Origin of the sequence: Vibrio sp. 10N.247.311.13, from assembly GCF_041467595.1 — a bacterium.
GTDB lineage: Bacteria > Pseudomonadota > Gammaproteobacteria > Enterobacterales > Vibrionaceae > Vibrio > Vibrio crassostreae_C.
This window is the reverse complement of sequence record NZ_JBFSUX010000034.1, coordinates 1-19032: the sequence shown is the minus strand read 5'-3', so window position 1 is coordinate 19032 and position 19032 is coordinate 1. Positions and strand designations below refer to the sequence as shown.

Below are 19032 nucleotides of genomic sequence, written 5' to 3'. Positions count from 1 at the left end.
CAGCCCTTTTCTTATTTAGTACATAACGTGGTAATTAAAGCGCAAGCAAAGGCTGCACATCAATGTACTTACCAATGTTTTTAGACTTCGCTTTTGGGACGTAAGGGATTTCACCTAACTTAGGTGCACCTAACTTATCTTCAAGCATCGCAATAATATCTGCGTAGTGCTCAGTACCTGGATTGATACGGTTTGCGACCCAACCTACTAGGTTTAGGCCATCAGCACGAATCGCTTCTGCCGTTAATAGAGCGTGGCTCAAACAACCAAGTTTAATACCCACAGTCAGTACCACTGGCAGTTGCTCTTTTTTAACCCAGCTAGAAAGATATTCATCGTCTGAAACCGGGACTCGCCAACCACCAGCACCTTCAACTAACACGATGTCAGAGTTTTGCTTATGCTCTTCCAGCTTCGCTGATAATACCGCCTCATCAATCACCACGCCGTCATGCTTTGCAGCGATGTGAGGCGATGACGGTAGCAATAGTGCATACGGGTTTACGTCTTCGTAAGCAATATCTTGCGTCGCCGCTTCTTGAAGATGCAGTGCATCACTATTACGTAGTCCTTCAGGGGATTTTTCACTCCCTGCAGCAACTGGCTTGTAACCAATTGTTGATAAATCTTGTGCGGCCAAAGCTTGAAGAATCGCTTTTGAAACCACAGTTTTTCCCACTTCGGTATCCGTACCCGCAATGAATAATGCATCAATCATAATTGAATAACCCCTAAACAAACTTGATATGTTGCTGGTAAGAAACCTTGATGGTTCTTAAACTCTCGATATTCCCGATCAACAAGCTGCAACATGCGACGACTTGTTAAACCTTGTGAGCGACCACTTACGTGATTAGCGCCGATACCTTTAAGGTCGCGCATCAGTTCAAACGCAGTGTCGTACCAAACGGTGATGGTGGGCAAGTCTAGTTGATGAACGGTACAGCTAGATTGCGCTAACGCAATTTTTACCTGATTGATTGTAATAAAATGGTTAACGTGTTGATGTGCATCAATTTTGGACCACGACTTTTTCAGTTCAAACAGTGACCCATCAAGCAAAGTTGAGAAAATAACACGCCCACCAGCCGCTGTAACACGCTTCATCTCTCTCAAAGGCGACGACAAATCGTCACACCATTGCAACGCAAGGCTAGAGAAAACGATGTCAAAACACCCATCTTCAAACGGCAATTGTTCGGCATCGGCTTGTTGATATAAAGATACAGATGCACCACACCGCTTCTCTGCTGTTGCTAGCATTCCAACAGAAAGATCAGCGCAAACCACTTCGGCGCCTCGTTTTACAAGTTGCTCGGAGAAATAGCCAGTACCACAACCTAGATCCAGCACCTTAAAGCCTGACAGATCGCTGGGTAATTTATCCAGTAATCGGTGGCCAACATCGCGTTGAAATTCAGCGTGTTTGTCATAGGTTGTTGCCGCTTTACCAAAGGCTTCGGCAATCGCACTCTTATCTTGGCCAACGTAATTATGCACTACTGCTTCTTGTGACATTTACTGAGCCTCTTTATTTGATTCAAAGCTTGGATGGATACCCGGTTCAGTGCTTAAGTCGATGTTTCGTTCAATGGCTTGATGCAACGACCTGGCTAACTGGAGAATCTGTTTTGGGCTATGGTTAGCTGTTAACGTGATTCGTAATCGAGCAGTTCCAGCAGGTATGGTTGGCGGCCTTATTGCGGTCACCCAAACTTGGTTTTGCTTTAACTCTTCAGCTATTGATAATGCCGCTTGTGCTTCACCTATCACAAATGGCTTAATCGGAGTCTGAGTATCCACAAAGCCTTTCAAGCCGCTCACCTGCTCTGCATAGAGAGACCCTAACTCAGTCAGCTTTTCTCGGCGCCACTCTTGAGTTTGAGTCATCTTACAGGCATGAGATAAAGCCACCGCTTGTGAAGGTGGCATCGCCGTCGAGTACACATGATGACGAGCAAACTGAGTTAAGTAATCACCCACTTCTGACGAACAAAGAATCGCAGCACCAGAAAGGCCAAATGCTTTGCCAAAGGTCACCACCAAAATATCGGGGGAGATTTGTGCTGCACTGCAACTCCCAGCTCCTTTATCACCTAATACACCGATACCGTGGGCATCATCAACCGCCAACCAACTGTCGTATTGATGAGTCAGGTTAGATATCTGGCTGAGAGGCGCTTGATCGCCGTCCATGCTGAATACGCCCTCAGTGACGACCAAGGATTGTGGAGATCGGCTTAATAACGACTCTAGGTGCTGCGTATCGTTGTGCTTAAAGCGTTTCATGGTTGCAGGACAAAGCATCCCCGCTTCCATCAAAGAGGCGTGGTTAAGTTTGTCTTGCAGCAGAGAGTCGTCTTTTTCGAGCAGAGAAAACAACAAGGCTTGGTTCGCACTGAAACCAGAACTAAAGAGAATGGCACGTTCAAAGCCCAACCATTCACAGAGTTGAGCTTCTAAATTTCGATGGGCAGGACTAAAACCCGTGACCAATGGCGATGCCGCACTGCCAGCACCATAAAGGGAAAGCCCCGCTTGCCACGCCTCTACCAATTCAGGGTCGTTCGCCAAGCCTAGGTAATCATTACTCGAAAAATTAATAAAGCGAGAACCTTCGCAATTAAGCAAAGGACCATTACTGTTTTCGAGCACTTTAAGTTGACGAGTTAGCCCCTGCTCACGGCGTTGAACAAGGGCATCTTTGATACGGGATTTAAACAGTGGCATCGTAGAACATGTCATCTTTCGTTGGACGAGCAGCAACGCGCTCCACTACTTGATCTAACAGTTCGTTTTCTTGAATTTCATCAGGCTTCTGAGCCACTTGTTGGCTGTTGATGCCTAACTTCTTAAACAGCTGCATGTCCGTGTCTTCATCTGGGTTTGGCGTAGTCAGTAGCTTACAACCGTAGAAGATAGAGTTCGCGCCAGCCATGAAGCACATCGCCTGCATCTGTTCATTCATATTCTCGCGACCTGCAGATAGACGAACCGCTGACATTGGCATCATGATACGAGCAATCGCAATCAACTTAATGAAGTCAAAAGATTCAACATCATCGACGTTTTCCATCGGTGTGCCTTTCACTTTCACGAGCATGTTGATTGGCACACTCTCAGGGTGTACCGGAAGGTTCGCTAGCTCTACCAGCAGGCCTGCACGGTCATTGGTACTTTCGCCCATACCAATAATGCCACCAGAACAGATCTTCATACCGGCATCACGTACGTGAGATAGCGTATCTAAACGATCTTGGTAAGTACGAGTGGTGATGATGCTGCCGTAAAACTCGGGAGACGTATCAAGGTTATGGTTGTAGTAATCCAAGCCTGCACCCGCTAACTCGCCAGCTTGATCAGGGGTTAACATGCCTAGTGTCATACAGGTTTCTAGACCCATACCTTTCACACCTTTGATCATATCAGTCAAGTGAGGCATATCGCGTTCTTTCGGGTTTTTCCACGCCGCGCCCATACAGAAACGAGTCGAGCCCGCGTTCTTGGCTTTTTGCGCCGCATCCAAAACACGCTCTACTTCCATTAGGCGTTCTTTGTCGACATCCGTTCGGTAGTGAGCACTTTGAGGACAATACTTACAGTCTTCAGGACAAGCACCAGTCTTAATCGATAGAAGCGTACTCACCTGCACGTGGTTGTGCTCTTGGTACTGTCTATGAACCACTTGAGCTTCAAACATTAAATCCATAAACGGTTTTTCAAGCAGTGCTGTTACTTCAGCAACTGTCCAGTCATGACGAACTTCCACGTGTCGATCCTTTTTTATTATTTGATGTTTCATCTCTATCAATAGAGATTGCATTTATGCTTGGCTAGTCTACCGACAAGCTTTAGACTGTCAACACATTGATAATATCAAAAGTTTACATCTGGTTATTTTTTAATCACACCAAGAATGGAAGTTACTATGGATCTCGCCTTTGATCGCCAGCATATCTGGCATCCCTACACATCAACGTTAACACCTCTGACCTGCTACCCAGTCACCAACGCAGACGGTGTTTACCTAGAATTAGAAGGCGGAAAACGAATTATTGATGGTATGTCATCTTGGTGGTCAACCATTCACGGCTACAATCATCCAGAGCTAAACGCTGCAGCTCATAGTCAAATCGATAAGGTTTCACACGTTATGTTTGGTGGCATCACCCACCAGCCCGCTATCGATCTATGTAAGAAGCTTTTGAATCTCGCGCCAAGTAATCTTGAGCATGTATTTTTGGCCGATTCAGGTTCAGTTGCCGTAGAGGTTAGCCTCAAGATGGCATTGCAATATTGGCACGCTAAAGGACAACCTCGTTCAAAGTTCCTCACACTAAGAGATGGCTACCACGGTGATACCTTTGCGGCGATGTCAGTGACCGACCCTGACAATTCGATGCACAGCCTCTACAAAGGCTTTTTGCCGGAACATATTTTCGCTGATTCGCCAAAAACAGGCTTTTGGGATGAGTGGAACTCAAGTGACATCGATAGTTTTCGAGAAAAGCTGGCAGCACACCATCAAGAAGTCGCAGCGGTGATCTTAGAGCCTATCGTTCAAGGGGCTGGCGGCATGCGCATCTACCACCCTGAGTTCCTAAAACAAGTTAGCTTGCTGTGTGATGAATTCAACGTATTGCTGATCTTGGATGAGATTGCGACCGGATTTGGCCGCACAGGGGAACTGTTCGCTTGTGAGCATGCCGATGTTCAACCGGACATATTATGCGTAGGCAAAGCTTTAACTGGTGGCTATATGACATTGTCAGCGACGCTTGCGAGTAAGGAAGTTGCTGACACGGTATGTGGTGGTGAAGCAGGCTGCTTTATGCATGGGCCAACCTTTATGGGCAACCCATTGGCTTGCGCAGTCGGTGCGGCAAGTTTATCCATCATCGAGCAAGGCCATTGGAAAAATCAGACTCAACAGATTGAACAGCTCTTTTCTGAGTTGTTACCACCGTTGCGAGAACATGAACTGGTTAAAGACGTGCGTTGGTTAGGCGCTATTGGCGTCGTTGAAACTCACACACCCGTCGATATGGAAGCCATTCAAGCTCACTTTGTAGAGCAAGGCGTTTGGATCCGTCCGTTTGGTAAGCTAATTTATATGATGCCTCCGTTTATTATCAAACCACAACATATTGAGCAATTGGTCGCTGCTATCGACACTGCATTACAAAATACTCATTGCTTTAAATAAGGCGTTTATTGCTCTAAACAAGAGCGACGATTATTTCTATATATCTTCATTAATAAATCATTTAATTAAACTAAAAGGCCTTACATAAAAGTAAGGCCTTAACTGCTTGAAGGTAACCGTCAGTTTAACGTAATTGGCTATCTTTACTTGCTCGACGGTTAAACAATGAATGTCGATGTGCGTCATGCTCTAATATTGACTGACATTCTATACACAAACGAACGCCTTTGATCGCGCGTCGTCTTTGTTCCGGAATCTCATCACCACACTCATCACAATAACGCAAACCCTCACCACCTCGAAGGTTTCCTCTTACACGAGAGATCTCATCATCAATGGTATTTTGTATTTGCTGGCTGACACTATCGTCACCAGCCCATCCTACGGCCATAAGCCCTCCTCAGTATTTGAACGAGAAAATCTATACCTACCGCGGTAAGAGCATATTATAGCCACATTTAAGGATTGTAATAATTATCAAAATCAATAAAACACTATTACACATAGGTAACAAAAATTATTTATTTCTCGCCACTGCACTATTCTATAGGCAATAAAAAACCCAGCCTGTTGGCTGGGTTTTATAAGTAACCTAATGCTTAATCAATCTAATTAACCGATGTGCGTTACGCCGCCCATGTATGGTTGAAGTACTTCTGGGATAGCAATACGGCCATCTGCTTCTTGGTTGTTCTCAAGGATAGCAACCATAGTACGACCAACAGCAAGACCAGAACCGTTTAGTGTGTGTACAAGTTCAGGTTTTTTCTCGCCTTTACGACGGAAACGAGCTTGCATACGACGCGCTTGGAAATCCCACATGTTTGAACAAGAAGAAATCTCACGGTAAGTCTCTTGTGCTGGAACCCATACTTCTAAGTCGTAAGTTTTCGCAGAACCGAAGCCCATGTCACCTGTACATAGAATCACTTTACGGTAAGGAAGCTCTAGAAGTTGAAGTACTTTCTCAGCGTGGCCAGTTAGCTCTTCAAGCGCTGCCATTGAGTCTTCTGGCTTAGTGATTTGTACTAATTCAACTTTATCGAATTGGTGCATACGGATAAGACCACGAGTGTCACGACCATAAGAACCCGCTTCAGAACGGAAACACGGCGTGTGAGCTGTCATCTTAAGTGGCAGTTCAGCTTCATCAGTGATCGTGTCACGAACCATGTTCGTTACCGGTACTTCCGCAGTAGGGATAAGCGATAGAGTCTTAAGAGGTACGTCACTTACTTGCTCAGTTAGCGGGCTTGTGTGGAACAAGTCTTCGCCGAACTTAGGAAGTTGACCAGTACCGTAAAGGCTATCGTGGTTCACTAGATACGGTACGTACATTTCTGTGTAGCCGTGCTCATCAGTGTGAAGGTCCAGCATGAACTGAGCAATAGCACGGTGTAGACGTGCAAATTTGCCTTTCATCACGATGAAACGAGAACCCGAGATTTTAACTGCGCTAGCAAAATCAAGACCGCCAGACATTTCGCCAAGATCGACGTGATCTTTCACTTCAAAGTCGTAAGTCTTAGGTTGACCCCAACGAGAAACTTCTACGTTATCGTCTTCATCTTTACCATCTGGCACTTCTGCATCAGGTAGGTTAGGAATAGACATTGTGATCGTTTCTAGCTCAGATTGAAGATCAGCCAATGCTACTTTAGCTTGGTCTAGTTCTGCGCCTAAGTTGCCTACTTCTGCAAGGATACGCTCAGCTTCTTCATGGTCGCCTTTTGCTTTCGCTTGACCAATGGACTTCGATCGAGAGTTACGTAACGCTTGTAGCTCTTCAGTTTTCATCTGAAGGGACTTACGTTTTTCTTCAAGTTCACGAATTGTCTCTACATCAAGGGTGAAGCCTCGACGTGCTAATTTTGCCGCTGTTTCATCCAGCTCAGCTCGAAGTAATTTAGAATCCAGCATTGCTAATCCTATGCTTTAGTTATTTGAATATTCAGTAGCTTGCTACTGAATCACTGCTAAACCCCTAAAACTGGTGTTATTTCGACCAATTTATAACGATTTAATTGAAATTTTATGACTAGGTAACGATATCCAAAAAAGACTACTTTTCATAGCGTTTTTGTGGGCTTTTTGCGTCCAAATCCGCCAGATAATCTAGCTTCTCGCCAATTTTGGTCTCTAAGCCTCGTTTTGTTGGGAAATAGTATTGCTTCTCTCCCATTTCAGGAGGCAGATACTTTTCACCAGCCGCGTAGGCTCCTGGTTCGTCATGAGCATAACGGTATTCTTGCCCGTAGCCCATGTCCTTCATCAAAGTTGTCGGTGCATTTCGCAAATGATGAGGGACTTCATATTCAGGAAGGTTGTGAGCATCTGTTAGAGCTTGCTTCCACGCGGTGTAAACGGCGTTACTCTTTGGTGCACACGCAAGATAAACTACCGCCTGCGCAATCGCACGCTCGCCTTCGGCAGGACCAATTCGAGTGAAGCAGTCCCAAGCCGACATCGCCACCTGCATGGCACGAGGGTCAGCGTTGCCAATATCTTCAGAAGCAATCGCTAGCAAACGTCTTACGATATACAAAGGGTCGCAACCCGCCGCAATCATTCGCGCCGACCAATACAAGGCCGCATCAGGGTTTGAGCCACGAATTGACTTGTGAACCGCAGATATTAGGTCGTACCAAATATCGCCCTTGTTATCGAAACGAGCGACTTTTTCACCAGCCACTTCAGCCAACAACTGTAAGGTTATCGCTTTCTCGCCTCTATCGTTGTCTTCTGCCATGTCATACAGCAGTTCAAGATAGTTAAGCGACATACGCGCGTCACCGTTAACCAGTTCCGCAAGACGATCTAAAACATTATCAGCAAAATCAGCAGGCACATCACCTAACCCGCGTTGCTTGTCTTCAATCGCTTGGCGAATAACGAGAGAAATATCATCGGTATTCAGGGAAGTCAGTTTGTAGACGCGCGCACGTGACAACAAAGCATTGTTCAATTCAAAAGAAGGGTTTTCTGTTGTCGCACCAATAAAGGTCACGGTGCCATCTTCGATATGAGGCAGAAAAGCATCTTGCTGACTTTTGTTAAAGCGATGGACTTCGTCCACAAACAGGATGGTTCTGCGCCCTGCTTGCTTGTTCTCACGCGCTTTTTCAATCGCAATACGAATGTCTTTTACGCCCGAGGTTACCGCCGATACGCGTTCCACTTCAGCATTGGCATAATTTGCTGCTACTTCGGCTAACGTCGTTTTACCGGTGCCCGGAGGCCCCCACAAAATCATCGAATGGATATGGCCCGCTTCCAATGCTCTGCGAAGTGGTTTACCTGGGCCTAATATATGCTGCTGACCGATGTACTGTTCGACAGTTTCCGGTCTCATACGAGCAGCAAGGGGACGAAAATCTTCGTCCCCCGCAAAATCTAAGCTGTAATTACTCAATTGCAATCTCTTGATTCGTTGATGGCATTAATGCCTATCGACGTACTACCAAACGATCTGCTTGTTTAGATCAGTTTCTTTGGTCGTCGACCTCGACACCTTCCGGTGCCACAAAAGTAAAGCGGTCTGCTGCAGGTTTACCCAAGTCAACATTGCTAAAGGTAAACTCACCTTTTTGACCGTCTTGTTCAATCACATTAAAGCCCTGAACAATGCCCTTTTCGGTGATATTAATCTGAAAGTCGCCCTGATTAGAATCGACAGCGGTTGGCGTTAGCGTAAATTGGTTACCCGTTTGCGCCACATTATAGTTATCCCAATCGCTTTCTTGGTTACGTGTAAGTAGGACAAAAGGTGTTTGTGATGTCGCTTGCTCTTGCCAGTAAATGCTCACTTGCTCAATGAACGGGCTGTAGTACCACAAGCTCTGGCCATCAGATACCAACAAGTTTTCATCAGGGAGCGTGGTCTCCCAGCGGAACAAGCTTGGGCGTGCAATCTCAACCGTGCCCTCACCTTCCATAACAACATCACCATCAGGGCTGGTCACGACTTGTTTAAAGTCAGCGCTGAAGCCTGCGTTTAATGCCAAGCGGCTACTCAACTCTTCTTTCGGAGAAGCAAACACTGAGAAGCTCATAAATAAAAGTGCGAATACTTTTTTCATCAATAATCCTGTTAGAACATAAGTCGGTCATATTTTCGATTTGACCGACTTAATGGGTATGAGTTCCTAGTGGAACTAATCTTTTGGTGGCGCTGGTGCTAAGACTTCTCGGTTACCGTTATGGCCTGGAGCACTTACGATACCTTGAGCTTCAAGTTGCTCAACAATTCTTGCTGCACGGTTGTAACCAATCTTGAATCGACGTTGTACGCCTGAAACTGAGCCACGACGTGAATGAACAACGTGTTCTACCACTTGGTCAAACAGAGGATCAACCTCTTCATCACCTTCCATCTTCTCACCCGGAAGCAAGGTTTCAGGGGTTTGTTCGCCGTTGGTGATCTCATCAATATAGTTTGGCTTACCACGCGCTTTCCAGTTATTCACGACTGCGTGTACATCGTCATCAGATGCAAAGGCACCGTGAACACGAGTTGTATGGCTTGAACCCGGTGGCAAGTAAAGCATATCACCCATACCCAATAGTGATTCGGCACCACCTTGGTCAAGGATAGTTCGTGAATCCGTTTTGGTTGATACCGTAAAGGCCACACGGGTTGGAATGTTCGCTTTAATAAGACCCGTAATAACATCCACAGATGGACGCTGCGTCGCTAGAATCAAGTGAACACCCGCCGCACGTGCTTTTTGTGCTAAACGTGCAATCAGTTCTTCAACCTTCTTACCAACCACCATGATTAGGTCAGCAAATTCATCAACGATAACCACAATGTAAGGCAGCTTCTCAAGCAATGGCGCTTCTGGGTCCATGCTGTCGCCCGGCTTCCACAGTGGGTCGTGAATTGGGTGACCCGCTTCCGCTGCCATCTTAAGCTTATCGTTGTAACCTTTAATGTTACGAACGCCTAACGCTGACATCAGCTTATAACGACGTTCCATCTCGCCGACACACCAACGAAGGGCGTTCGACGCATCTTTCATGTCGGTTACCACTTCAGACAATAGATGAGGGATGCCTTCATAAACCGATAGCTCAAGCATTTTCGGGTCGATCATGATGAAGCGAACATCTTCCGGTGATGCTTTGTAAAGCATACTCAGAATCATTACGTTCACACCTACCGACTTACCAGAACCGGTTGTACCTGCAACCAGAACGTGTGGCATTTTCGATAGGTCAGCAATAACGGCTTCACCTGCGATGTCTTGTCCGAGAACCACTGTTGTTGGCGATTTTGCTTCTTGGAACTGAGGGCTAGCAACCACATCTGAGAAGAATACCGTTTGGCGACTCATGTTCGGCAGTTCTAAGCCAACATAAGGTTTACCCGGAATCACCTCTACGACACGTACTGCCAATGCAGAGAGCGAACGCGCTAAGTCCATAGAAAGGCCAGAAATACGGCTTACTTTCACACCTGGAGCCAGATCAAGTTCAAATCGAGTGATTACAGGACCAGGGAAAATATCAACCACATCGGCTTTGATCTTGTAGTCCGCTAGCTTAGATTCAACAAGACGAGCAATTGCCTCTAGTGCGTCACGGTCAATAAAGGTTTCACGCTTTTCAGGGTGGAATAACAATTCAAGCGTGGGTAATGGCTCAGCAGGCTTAGGTAAATTAACATCTTGTTGAACCAAGAACGGATTCTGCGCCGCTGCCATATTCGCTTGGGCTTCAGAAACAATGCTTTGGAATGCGGCGACATCTTGATCTTGATCTTGATGCGCAGGTTCTTCTTCCGTTACTTCTTCCCAAGGAAGATCAACAGTTGGCTCTAGGTTTTGTGCTGTTGGCTGTTCAGGTTCTGAATGTTCTTCTTGATAAGGGAAAGGTTCAAACTGTTCTTCGATTAATGCTGCGTCAGCTAATTCAGCTTCAGCCTGTTCTGATTCAAGCTCTGAGCCCTGTTGGTAGCTTTGCTCTTCCGTAACATCAAACGGTGAAGGTTGTGCAGAGAAATCGTCTTCCACGGTTGCTTCTGGCTCGCCCATAGGTGAAGCGTATAAAGATTCAGGTTGAACATCTTCAGAACCAAATTCGCCATTTACTTGTGGTGAGCTATCTAATTCTGGTTCAGCACTTCTAAGGTCAGCATGAGCAGGGCCAACTTCTGGTTGTTCGTTCTGCATGTATTGTTGGTAAGCAACCTGAGAATCATGCGCGTCAACCTGATCTTGTTCTGCTAGGTCATCTTCATACATGGCCGCATTTTCTAGCTGCTCTATCGTTGCATTCAACTGTTTAGAGCGCTCAATACCTTCTTCTAGCGGTTCTTCTGGCGCTTGGTAAACAGCTGCTGCAGGGATCGTTTGCTCTGACTCAATTACCGCTTGAGGCTGAACCTGAGGTTCTTCATGAACAGGAGCTTCTTGTTTCGCAGGAGCATCGACAGGCATATGAATATTGTAATGACGCTTCGGCGATGCAGCATTGTCTCGCGCATTTGTCGCCACGTCTGCCGACTCATTGGTCGCAGAAAAACTCATCGCAGGATCTAGCGGATCATGCTCTGTTGATTCTTTGTTGCCTTCTATAGCAGGAACATCGCGGTAAGTTGGCGCTTGATGCTGCTGATGACGTTCTTCGATTAAATCGCGGTCTGCTGATTCTCTTAATTGAGGCTCAAGCAGCTCTTGGTCTTGGCCACGAGCCTTATTAACAGTAGACGTGAAAAATTTGATGGCACATTCACCCAACCATTCCACAATGCTTAGCCAAGAGATACCGGTTAATAGAGTGAAACCAGCACCCCATAAGAAAAGAAGAACCAGCGTACTACCAAGAACATTCAACGTTGGAAGTGCAAGGCTTGTTAAAACGTCACCTACCACGCCACCGGATGAAAAGTACCAGATGTCGTCAAAGTTGATATCCGCTAAACCACAACTCGTAAGAATTAGGATAGTCAGGCCAAGTAAGCGAGTGCCCCACAGCATGAAGTCGATCTGCTCGTCTTCATTACGTTTGCGGAATAAAACCCACGCAGCAACCGTCACTAAGATAGGCAGAGGGTAAGCCAAAGAGCCAAATACGAAGAAAAGCGTATCCGCCAACCAAGCACCTAGGTAGCCACCCGCATTTTGAATGTCACCACCCCACGCCGTTTGCGACCATGATGGGTCTGCAGGACTAAAAGTTAATAACGCAACGGCAAGTAGAATAGAGAAGAGAACACCGAGAATCAGACTGCACTCTTTGATACGTTGAGAACCACTCAAACGAGGAGACTGAGGCTCTTCACTCGTTTTAATGATTGTTTCTACTTTATTACTGCTCTGCTTGAACATAAACCAACTTAATAATTAAACGGGATAAAAACATCTCGAGCGGCCAAAGCCGCTCGTTTCAATGAAACTACTGTTGATTTAACCATATCAAACAGAAAAACCCAATTCCAGAAAGCAAGAAAGCGGAACAAATGTCCGCTTTCTTTCATTTCACCAATTGTGACTAACGAGTTTTAATCACAAGTTGATTGGTTTGTTTCACTTCTTCCATTACAACATAAGTTCGAGTGTCGTTTACGCCCGGTAGACGAAGTAACGTATCACCCAGTAGCTTACGGTAAGCACCCATATCAGATACACGTGTTTTTAGAAGATAGTCAAAATCACCCGACACTAAATGACACTCTTGGATGTCATCCAGTTTCTGCACAGCGGTGTTGAATTGTTCGAACACATCTGGCGCACCACGGTTCAACGTAATTTCAACAAACACTAAAAGTGAAGCATCAAGGTACTGTGGGTTCAGCAACGCTGTGTACCCAGTAATGTAACCTTGACGTTCCAAACGACGAACACGTTCAAGACATGGAGTTGGAGAAAGTCCTACTCGTTTTGAGAGTTCAACGTTTGAGATACGACCGTCTTTTTGCAACTCATTAAGAATGTTGCGGTCAATACGATCTAGTTCCTTGGACGGCTTCTTATAATTGTCTGCCATTTTTTATTCCACCTTATTACTTCCTTGCAAAAAAATATACTACAACTTTTTAATATTCAGTATCAAATTTTATCTGAACCTATCTATACTAGATATTAATTCGACAGAATTACCCTACACATAGATAAAACAACCAAAATAAAATGAGGAGTCAGGATGATCATTGGCGTACCTAAGGAAATCAAGAACCACGAATACCGCGTTGGTATGACCCCAGCTAGCGTGAGAGAACTAATCTCACACGGCCACCAAGTTTTTGTAGAAACCAATGCCGGTACTGGTATCGGTTTTTCAGACGATGATTACATCGCTGTAGGCGCATCCATTCTTCCTACTGCTGCTGACGTTTTCGCGAAAGCAGAGATGATTGTAAAGGTTAAAGAACCTCAAGCTGTCGAGCGAGCTATGCTTCGCGAAGGGCAAATATTATTTACCTATTTACACCTTGCACCAGATTTTCCACAAACTGAAGAGCTTATCAAGAGCAAAGCTGTCTGCGTAGCCTATGAGACTGTAACAGATAATATGGGTCGCTTGCCACTATTAGCACCAATGTCTGAAGTAGCTGGTCGCATGTCTATTCAAGCAGGTGCACAAACATTAGAGAAATCTAACGGTGGTTGTGGTCTTCTTCTTGGTGGCGTTCCAGGTGTTGAACCAGCAAAAGTTGTTGTTGTTGGTGGCGGTGTTGTAGGTGCTAACGCAGCACGTATGGCTGTAGGCCTTCGCGCTGATGTTACAATTCTTGACCGTAACGTAGATACACTGCGTCGTCTTGATGAAGAATTCCAAGGTCGTGCAAAAGTGGTTTATTCTACTGAAGACGCTATTGAGAAGCATGTTCTAGAAGCAGACCTAGTGATTGGTGCTGTACTAATCCCTGGTGCGGCAGCGCCAAAACTGGTTACAAAAGAGCACATCGCTAAGATGAAGCCAGGTTCAGCAGTTGTTGATGTTGCAATCGACCAAGGCGGTTGCTTCGAGACTTCTCACGCAACCACTCACGCAGACCCAACTTACATTGTTGATGACGTCGTTCACTACTGTGTTGCAAACATGCCTGGCGCTGTTGCTCGCACTTCTACATACGCACTAAACAATGCAACACTTCCTTACATTGTTAAGCTAGCGAACAAAGGCTACCGCGAAGCACTTCTATCTGATGAAGGCTTCCTAGAAGGTCTAAACGTTATTCACGGTAAAGTAACTTGTAAAGAAGTTGCAGAAAGCTTTGACCTTGAATACGTAGACCCAGCAGAAGCAATCGCAATGTTTAACTAATGATGTAATGACTAACTGAACGCAATAATCTTCTCGTTGAAGCGTTCAGTTAACTCGTACACATTAAACAAAAAGCCAGTACGACATTATGTCGCGCTGGCTTTTTTGCATTAATGGATTTAGTTCGTAAAAACACGTAACAGTACGGTTTACCACTAGCGCTCGATTTTAACCCCATGAATCAATAGATTTCTTGGCGTAATACTGCGTTCACAGAACTCTTCAATCGTAGCTTCATAACCTTGCTCTTGCAGATAGATAGCGCGATCTAAAGCCAGCCATATCTCTAATGGTCGTCTAAAGACTTGTTGAACCAAACTCAGCTTTTCCATTTCCGAGAAAAGCGCTTCGCCTTGAATCAAATAAGAATCAAAATCAATATCTGAGCCCAGCGATAGCTCTTTCACTTCAGATGCCCAACGGCAGAAAGATTCAAAACCCTCAGCTAACTCTGATTTTTTGATGCTCGGTACAGGAATGTATTCGTCAATGTTAAGTTCAGCCTTAAGCAACTGGCTGAAGCCTAGACGATAGCTCATCTCTAGTTGACGATGTCTTTTTACTCTTTCACCACCAGTAACGGTTTCTTGAAGCGGGATTCTCAAGTCGCTCTTACTTAACGTTAATGCTGAGCTTTTCGCGATAGAAGACATCGCTTGATAGTTTTCGTCTCGAATAAGATGATAACAACAAGGAGAAATAGTGACCGCTGGTAGCCCATGTGACACTGACTTTTTAAATAGCTCAACATGAAGATCACCACAAGCATGAAGGGCCACGGCATGTTGGTACGAATTAAACACGTCATCGGCCTTGTCTGAAAACGCATCTCCTTGAACAAAATCCATCGCTAACTTCTGGTCATCCGCAATCTTTTGTCCGCTTTCGCATAACGATTGCTGCCATTCAAAGCTAGTGACTTTTTGAGCCGATTGCTGAGATAGGATTCGACCAAGAAAGCCTTTACCAGAACACCACTCGAGCCACTCTTTGCCATGGTGATGGCATAATGCAGCCTCGCCCATTGCGACAATTTGATGTAGCTTTCGGCCAGGAATACCATCAGCAGTACCACGTGGGAGGTCTAAACCAACCAAAGCAGTGTTATCGAAGTGGATGTTTTGGGTAGCAGTTTCTAATTCAGGTAGGAAACGAGTCAGTTCCTCAATCAAAAGCTGAGGCTGCTCTTTTAAGGTTTGAATGCTTTCATTATCTAAGCTTTCTAACCAATCAACGAGTGGACGATTGACCTCTTTCCACGGCTGCTGTTGAGTTTGGCATAGGTGAAAAGGCTCTGAACGCCAGTAAATCTGGTGCTCTAGCAAAAATGAATCGAGTATTTTAAATCGTGAATGCATGCTTCCCCCTATGATGCTTGGATTGTAGGGGTAAGAGGTCGAAATGGAAAGGCCCGATAAAGAAAACGAAAACTAAAAGCCCAAAAGAAAAACGGCCTGCAAATACAGGCCGAATAAGAATCAAAATTTACACGATGAGATTAACGAACTGGCAGTTCGATATCTTTAAACATCTCTTCGATCTCTTCGTTCGATTTCAAAGAAATAGCTTGCTCAACCACAGGGCGAGTTAAGTGCGGTGCAAAACGCTCCATGAAATCAAACATGTAAGAACGCAAGAAGGTGCCTTTTCTAAAACCAATGCTGGTTGTGCTCGCACCAAATAGATGACTCGCATCAATCGCAACCAAATCAGTATCTTGCTCGTGGTCAATAGCCATACTTGCAATTACACCAACACCAATGCCCATACGAACGTAGGTTTTGATTACGTCTGCATCGGTCGCAGTAAACACAACACGCGGTGTTAAACCTACTTTGTTAAACGCGGTATCAAGCTCAGAACGGCCAGTGAAACCAAATACATAAGTCACGAGAGAGTAAGCCGCAAGATCTTCGATCGTGATATTACGCTTCTGTGCCAGGGGATGATCTTTGGTCACGACGATCGAACGGTTCCAGTGGTAACAAGGCAGCATAATCGCATCTTGGTAAAGGTGTAGCGCTTCCGTTGCAATCGCAAAATTCGCTGTACCTTTAGCGACGGCTTCTGACATTTGGCTTGGCGTACCTTGGTGCATGTGAAGCGATACTTTTGGATAGCGCGCCGTGAAACCTTTAATCACATCAGGCAGTGCATAACGAGCTTGAGTATGAGTCGTTGAAATATTCAATGTACCCATCTCTGGATGTGTGTGTTCACCCGCTACCGCTTTAATGCTTTCAACGCGCGCCAAAATCTCTTGAGAGATACGAATGATATCCTCACCCGCTTGGGTAACCTGCGTTAGATGCTTGCCGCTACGCTCAAAAATCTGAATGCCTAGTTCGTCTTCAAGTAATCTAACTTGCTTACTAATGCCAGGCTGAGATGTGTACAAACTCTCTGCTGTAGCTGAAACATTTAGGTTATGGTTTACAACCTCAACAATGTACTTCAGTTGCTGTAACTTCATATCTAACCTCGTAATCCTTTACTCATTTCTGTGCTAACTTATTTGCAAAGAGAGCGTTATAGTCGCGTGTAATATAATTAATAGTTATAACGCTTCGAACACAAAAATGACAGGAAAATTGAGTTTTTCTAGCTTAACAAACAAAAACATCACTAACGCTTTGCAACCCAACCCTCATTCTCATACATTAGTTGGTAAGTTTTGATTGCCGATTTCGCTCAACAAGAGATAATCAGAAATTGCAATTTACGAGTGCCGATACACAATGGAATCGTGTATCCTCTCCAGTTAGCTATAGAAAATAATAAGCAGACTCAAATATATGAATATTGGTTTAATAATCGTCTTAGTAGCCGTTCTTTTGGTGTTAGTTTTAGGCTACAACATCATGCTTCAATATAAAGTTAAGGTAGAAACAGCGAAGAAACAGGAAGCTTCTCGTTATCTAACCATTATTGACGGTACAGAAGAACTGATTGGCAACGCTCATCACATGCCGTTTAGCCAAGATCTTCTTGTATGCTTAAACAATCGAATTCTTGATGCATTAGAAAACATGTATCAACTCGATCCAAAAAATAAGCAGCTTGCCCAACGCATTGAAAGCGTAAAACAACAAATCACTCAGCTAAAAGAGAACTACAAAGGTGGCGAGAGTACCGCTTTCCGCGTACCAAGTAGTGACAAGCAAGCGATCATGATGCTTAAGTTAGTTAAACGCCTGCGTGATACGGTGCGCAACGAGCACAATAAAGGCCGTTTCGAGACTCAAGCTTATGTGGTTGAAAATGCTCGCCTAGAAACAATTCAAATCCGTATTAACATTGAAAATGTTATCAAACGTGCAAACGATTCGATTTCTCGCGGACAACCGGGAACAGCGATTCAGCTATTACGCAAAGGTATTGATGCTTTGGCGACTAAGAACGACTCGTACTCTAATCAAGCCAAAGAAAAGCTTCAACAGATGCTTAACGAGCTTGACCAGAAACGCCAAGACAAAAACGCTCAAGATTTGCAGCAGATGGAATCTAAAGAACGAGAAGACGATATGGATGCCCTCTTCGGTCAGAAGAAGAAATGGTAACAGTCTAACTCAACACTTAAAGGCCGCCTTATTTACATTAAATAGGCGGCCTTTTTTGTAGCTGTTGAATTTCCTTTCTCTGTATAGGGAGATCTCTTGAGCTGTGATAAAATCCCCGCATTATCAACAAACTTTCCCTGACCATGTATCAAGAATTACTCGCTCCAATCCACTCTTTTCTTAAAGCCGAAACGCCAGATTCATGGATAGATGAAGCCAAAAAGCCAGAAAATCTTCACATCATTCTACGCGATCACATGCTGTGTGAACTTAAGGCGGCACAGAGTGCTTTATTCCTTATTCGCAAGTACGCCGTCGATAAAGAAAGCGCGAAGCAACTGAATGAATGGATTTTGCCATACGAGCAATTTGCTTACCGTCGTATCGGAGACTTAGAGTCTCTGCGTGGTAAAAGCAACGTATCCAAGCAAATCACAGCGAAAGAAGGCTGTAATTACGGTGCTGACCTAATCGATAAGATGGTTTTACTGATCAAAGAAGAGCTGCATCACTTCTACCAAGTCATGGAGTTGATGGAGAAGAAAGGCGTGACTTACCAGCCAATCGAGGCGGGTCGTTACGCTAAGGGCTTGATCAAACAAGTTAAGACTTACGAGCCTGATGCTCTGGTTGATAAGCTTATCATCGGTGCGTTTATTGAAGCTCGCTCTTGTGAGCGCTTCGCTAAATTGGCTCCTTTCTTGGAAGAAGACATGGAGAAGTTTTACGTGTCTCTACTTCGTTCAGAAGCTCGCCACTACCAAGATTACCTTGAGCTAGCAGAACAGATCGCAGGGAAAGATATTTCAGAGCGTATTTCGCATTTTGCTCAAGTAGAAGCTGATCTTATCACTTCAGAAGACAGCGACTTCAAATTCCATAGTGGTGCTCCGGTTTAGGCTCCACACAGAACATTCAGTCCAGTTTAGACTAATCCAGACTAATCGAGTAGGAGGAGGCCTCACGGCCTCCGTCCTCTCACACCACCGTACAAGC

16 protein-coding genes are annotated in these 19032 nt (G+C 44.9%); 4 read left to right on the top strand and 12 right to left on the bottom strand.

Annotated features, from left to right (window positions below; all coding sequences use genetic code 11):
* Positions 1-34: 34 nt before the first annotated feature.
* The 4 genes from bioD to bioB are packed head-to-tail and all read right to left on the bottom strand — an operon-like array spanning position 35 to position 3769.
* Complete coding sequence (bioD, locus tag AB6E52_RS14460; protein WP_029405464.1) at positions 35-718, bottom strand: dethiobiotin synthase; 684 nt, start codon at positions 716-718, stop codon at positions 35-37.
* On the bottom strand, positions 715-1518 hold the full coding sequence (gene bioC, locus AB6E52_RS14455) for a malonyl-ACP O-methyltransferase BioC (protein WP_017072119.1): 804 nt from the start codon (positions 1516-1518) through the stop codon (positions 715-717). The genes bioD and bioC overlap by 4 nt, the downstream gene beginning before the upstream one ends.
* Entirely contained in the window at positions 1519-2730 is a 1212-nt protein-coding gene (gene bioF, locus AB6E52_RS14450; RefSeq protein ID WP_102319769.1) for an 8-amino-7-oxononanoate synthase, read from the bottom strand.
* Positions 2717-3769 (bottom strand): biotin synthase BioB, encoded by a 1053-nt coding sequence (bioB, locus tag AB6E52_RS14445; RefSeq protein ID WP_102319768.1) that lies wholly within the window; start codon positions 3767-3769, stop codon positions 2717-2719. Before bioB ends, bioF begins: the two co-directional genes overlap by 14 nt.
* A gap of 159 nt (positions 3770-3928) precedes the next feature.
* Between bioB and bioA the strand changes: the two genes are divergently transcribed.
* The gene (gene bioA / locus AB6E52_RS14440; RefSeq protein ID WP_102319767.1) at positions 3929-5206 is read left to right on the top strand and encodes an adenosylmethionine--8-amino-7-oxononanoate transaminase; all 1278 of its coding nucleotides are present in this window, start codon (positions 3929-3931) and stop codon (positions 5204-5206) included.
* Between the two features lie 124 nt (positions 5207-5330).
* On the opposite strand, the gene AB6E52_RS14435 is transcribed toward bioA, so the two are convergent.
* The 6 genes from AB6E52_RS14435 to lrp form a co-directional block, all read right to left on the bottom strand.
* A complete protein-coding gene (locus tag AB6E52_RS14435) occupies positions 5331-5597 on the bottom strand; it encodes a DksA/TraR family C4-type zinc finger protein (protein ID WP_017060251.1) in 267 nt (88 codons plus the stop codon).
* A gap of 221 nt (positions 5598-5818) precedes the next feature.
* A complete protein-coding gene (gene serS / locus AB6E52_RS14430; RefSeq protein WP_017060250.1) occupies positions 5819-7126 on the bottom strand; it encodes a serine--tRNA ligase in 1308 nt (435 codons plus the stop codon).
* A 142-nt stretch (positions 7127-7268) separates the two neighbouring features.
* Positions 7269-8624: a replication-associated recombination protein A gene (locus AB6E52_RS14425; protein ID WP_231625735.1), complete on the bottom strand. Its 1356-nt coding sequence runs from the start codon at positions 8622-8624 to the stop codon at positions 7269-7271.
* A gap of 64 nt (positions 8625-8688) precedes the next feature.
* Positions 8689-9285 carry an outer membrane lipoprotein chaperone LolA gene (gene lolA, locus AB6E52_RS14420; RefSeq protein WP_102319766.1) on the bottom strand — a complete coding sequence of 199 codons (597 nt, stop codon included), beginning with the start codon at positions 9283-9285 and terminating at the stop codon, positions 8689-8691.
* Positions 9286-9360: 75 nt separating this feature from the next.
* Positions 9361-12537 (bottom strand): DNA translocase FtsK, encoded by a 3177-nt coding sequence (locus tag AB6E52_RS14415; protein ID WP_102319765.1) that lies wholly within the window; start codon positions 12535-12537, stop codon positions 9361-9363.
* Between the two features lie 163 nt (positions 12538-12700).
* Positions 12701-13195 (bottom strand): leucine-responsive transcriptional regulator Lrp, encoded by a 495-nt coding sequence (gene lrp, locus AB6E52_RS14410; protein ID WP_004734558.1) that lies wholly within the window; start codon positions 13193-13195, stop codon positions 12701-12703.
* 156 nt (positions 13196-13351) lie between these two features.
* Between lrp and ald the strand changes: the two genes are divergently transcribed.
* A complete protein-coding gene (ald, locus tag AB6E52_RS14405) occupies positions 13352-14476 on the top strand; it encodes an alanine dehydrogenase (RefSeq protein ID WP_017060246.1) in 1125 nt (374 codons plus the stop codon).
* Between the two features lie 155 nt (positions 14477-14631).
* Here the strand turns inward: ald and AB6E52_RS14400 are convergent, their stop codons facing one another.
* Positions 14632-15834: a methyltransferase gene (locus AB6E52_RS14400; protein WP_102319764.1), complete on the bottom strand. Its 1203-nt coding sequence runs from the start codon at positions 15832-15834 to the stop codon at positions 14632-14634.
* A 140-nt stretch (positions 15835-15974) separates the two neighbouring features.
* Entirely contained in the window at positions 15975-16949 is a 975-nt protein-coding gene (gene cysB / locus AB6E52_RS14395; RefSeq protein ID WP_017060244.1) for an HTH-type transcriptional regulator CysB, read from the bottom strand.
* Between the two features lie 322 nt (positions 16950-17271).
* Here cysB and AB6E52_RS14390 point away from each other — a divergent pair, with 322 nt between their 5' ends.
* Together AB6E52_RS14390 and miaE are read left to right on the top strand one after the other, a co-directional pair.
* A complete protein-coding gene (locus AB6E52_RS14390; protein WP_017060243.1) occupies positions 17272-18036 on the top strand; it encodes a hypothetical protein in 765 nt (254 codons plus the stop codon).
* A gap of 143 nt (positions 18037-18179) precedes the next feature.
* Positions 18180-18935, top strand: coding sequence for a tRNA isopentenyl-2-thiomethyl-A-37 hydroxylase MiaE (miaE, locus tag AB6E52_RS14385; protein WP_017060242.1), 756 nt, complete (start codon positions 18180-18182; stop codon positions 18933-18935).
* Positions 18936-19032 lie beyond the last annotated feature (97 nt).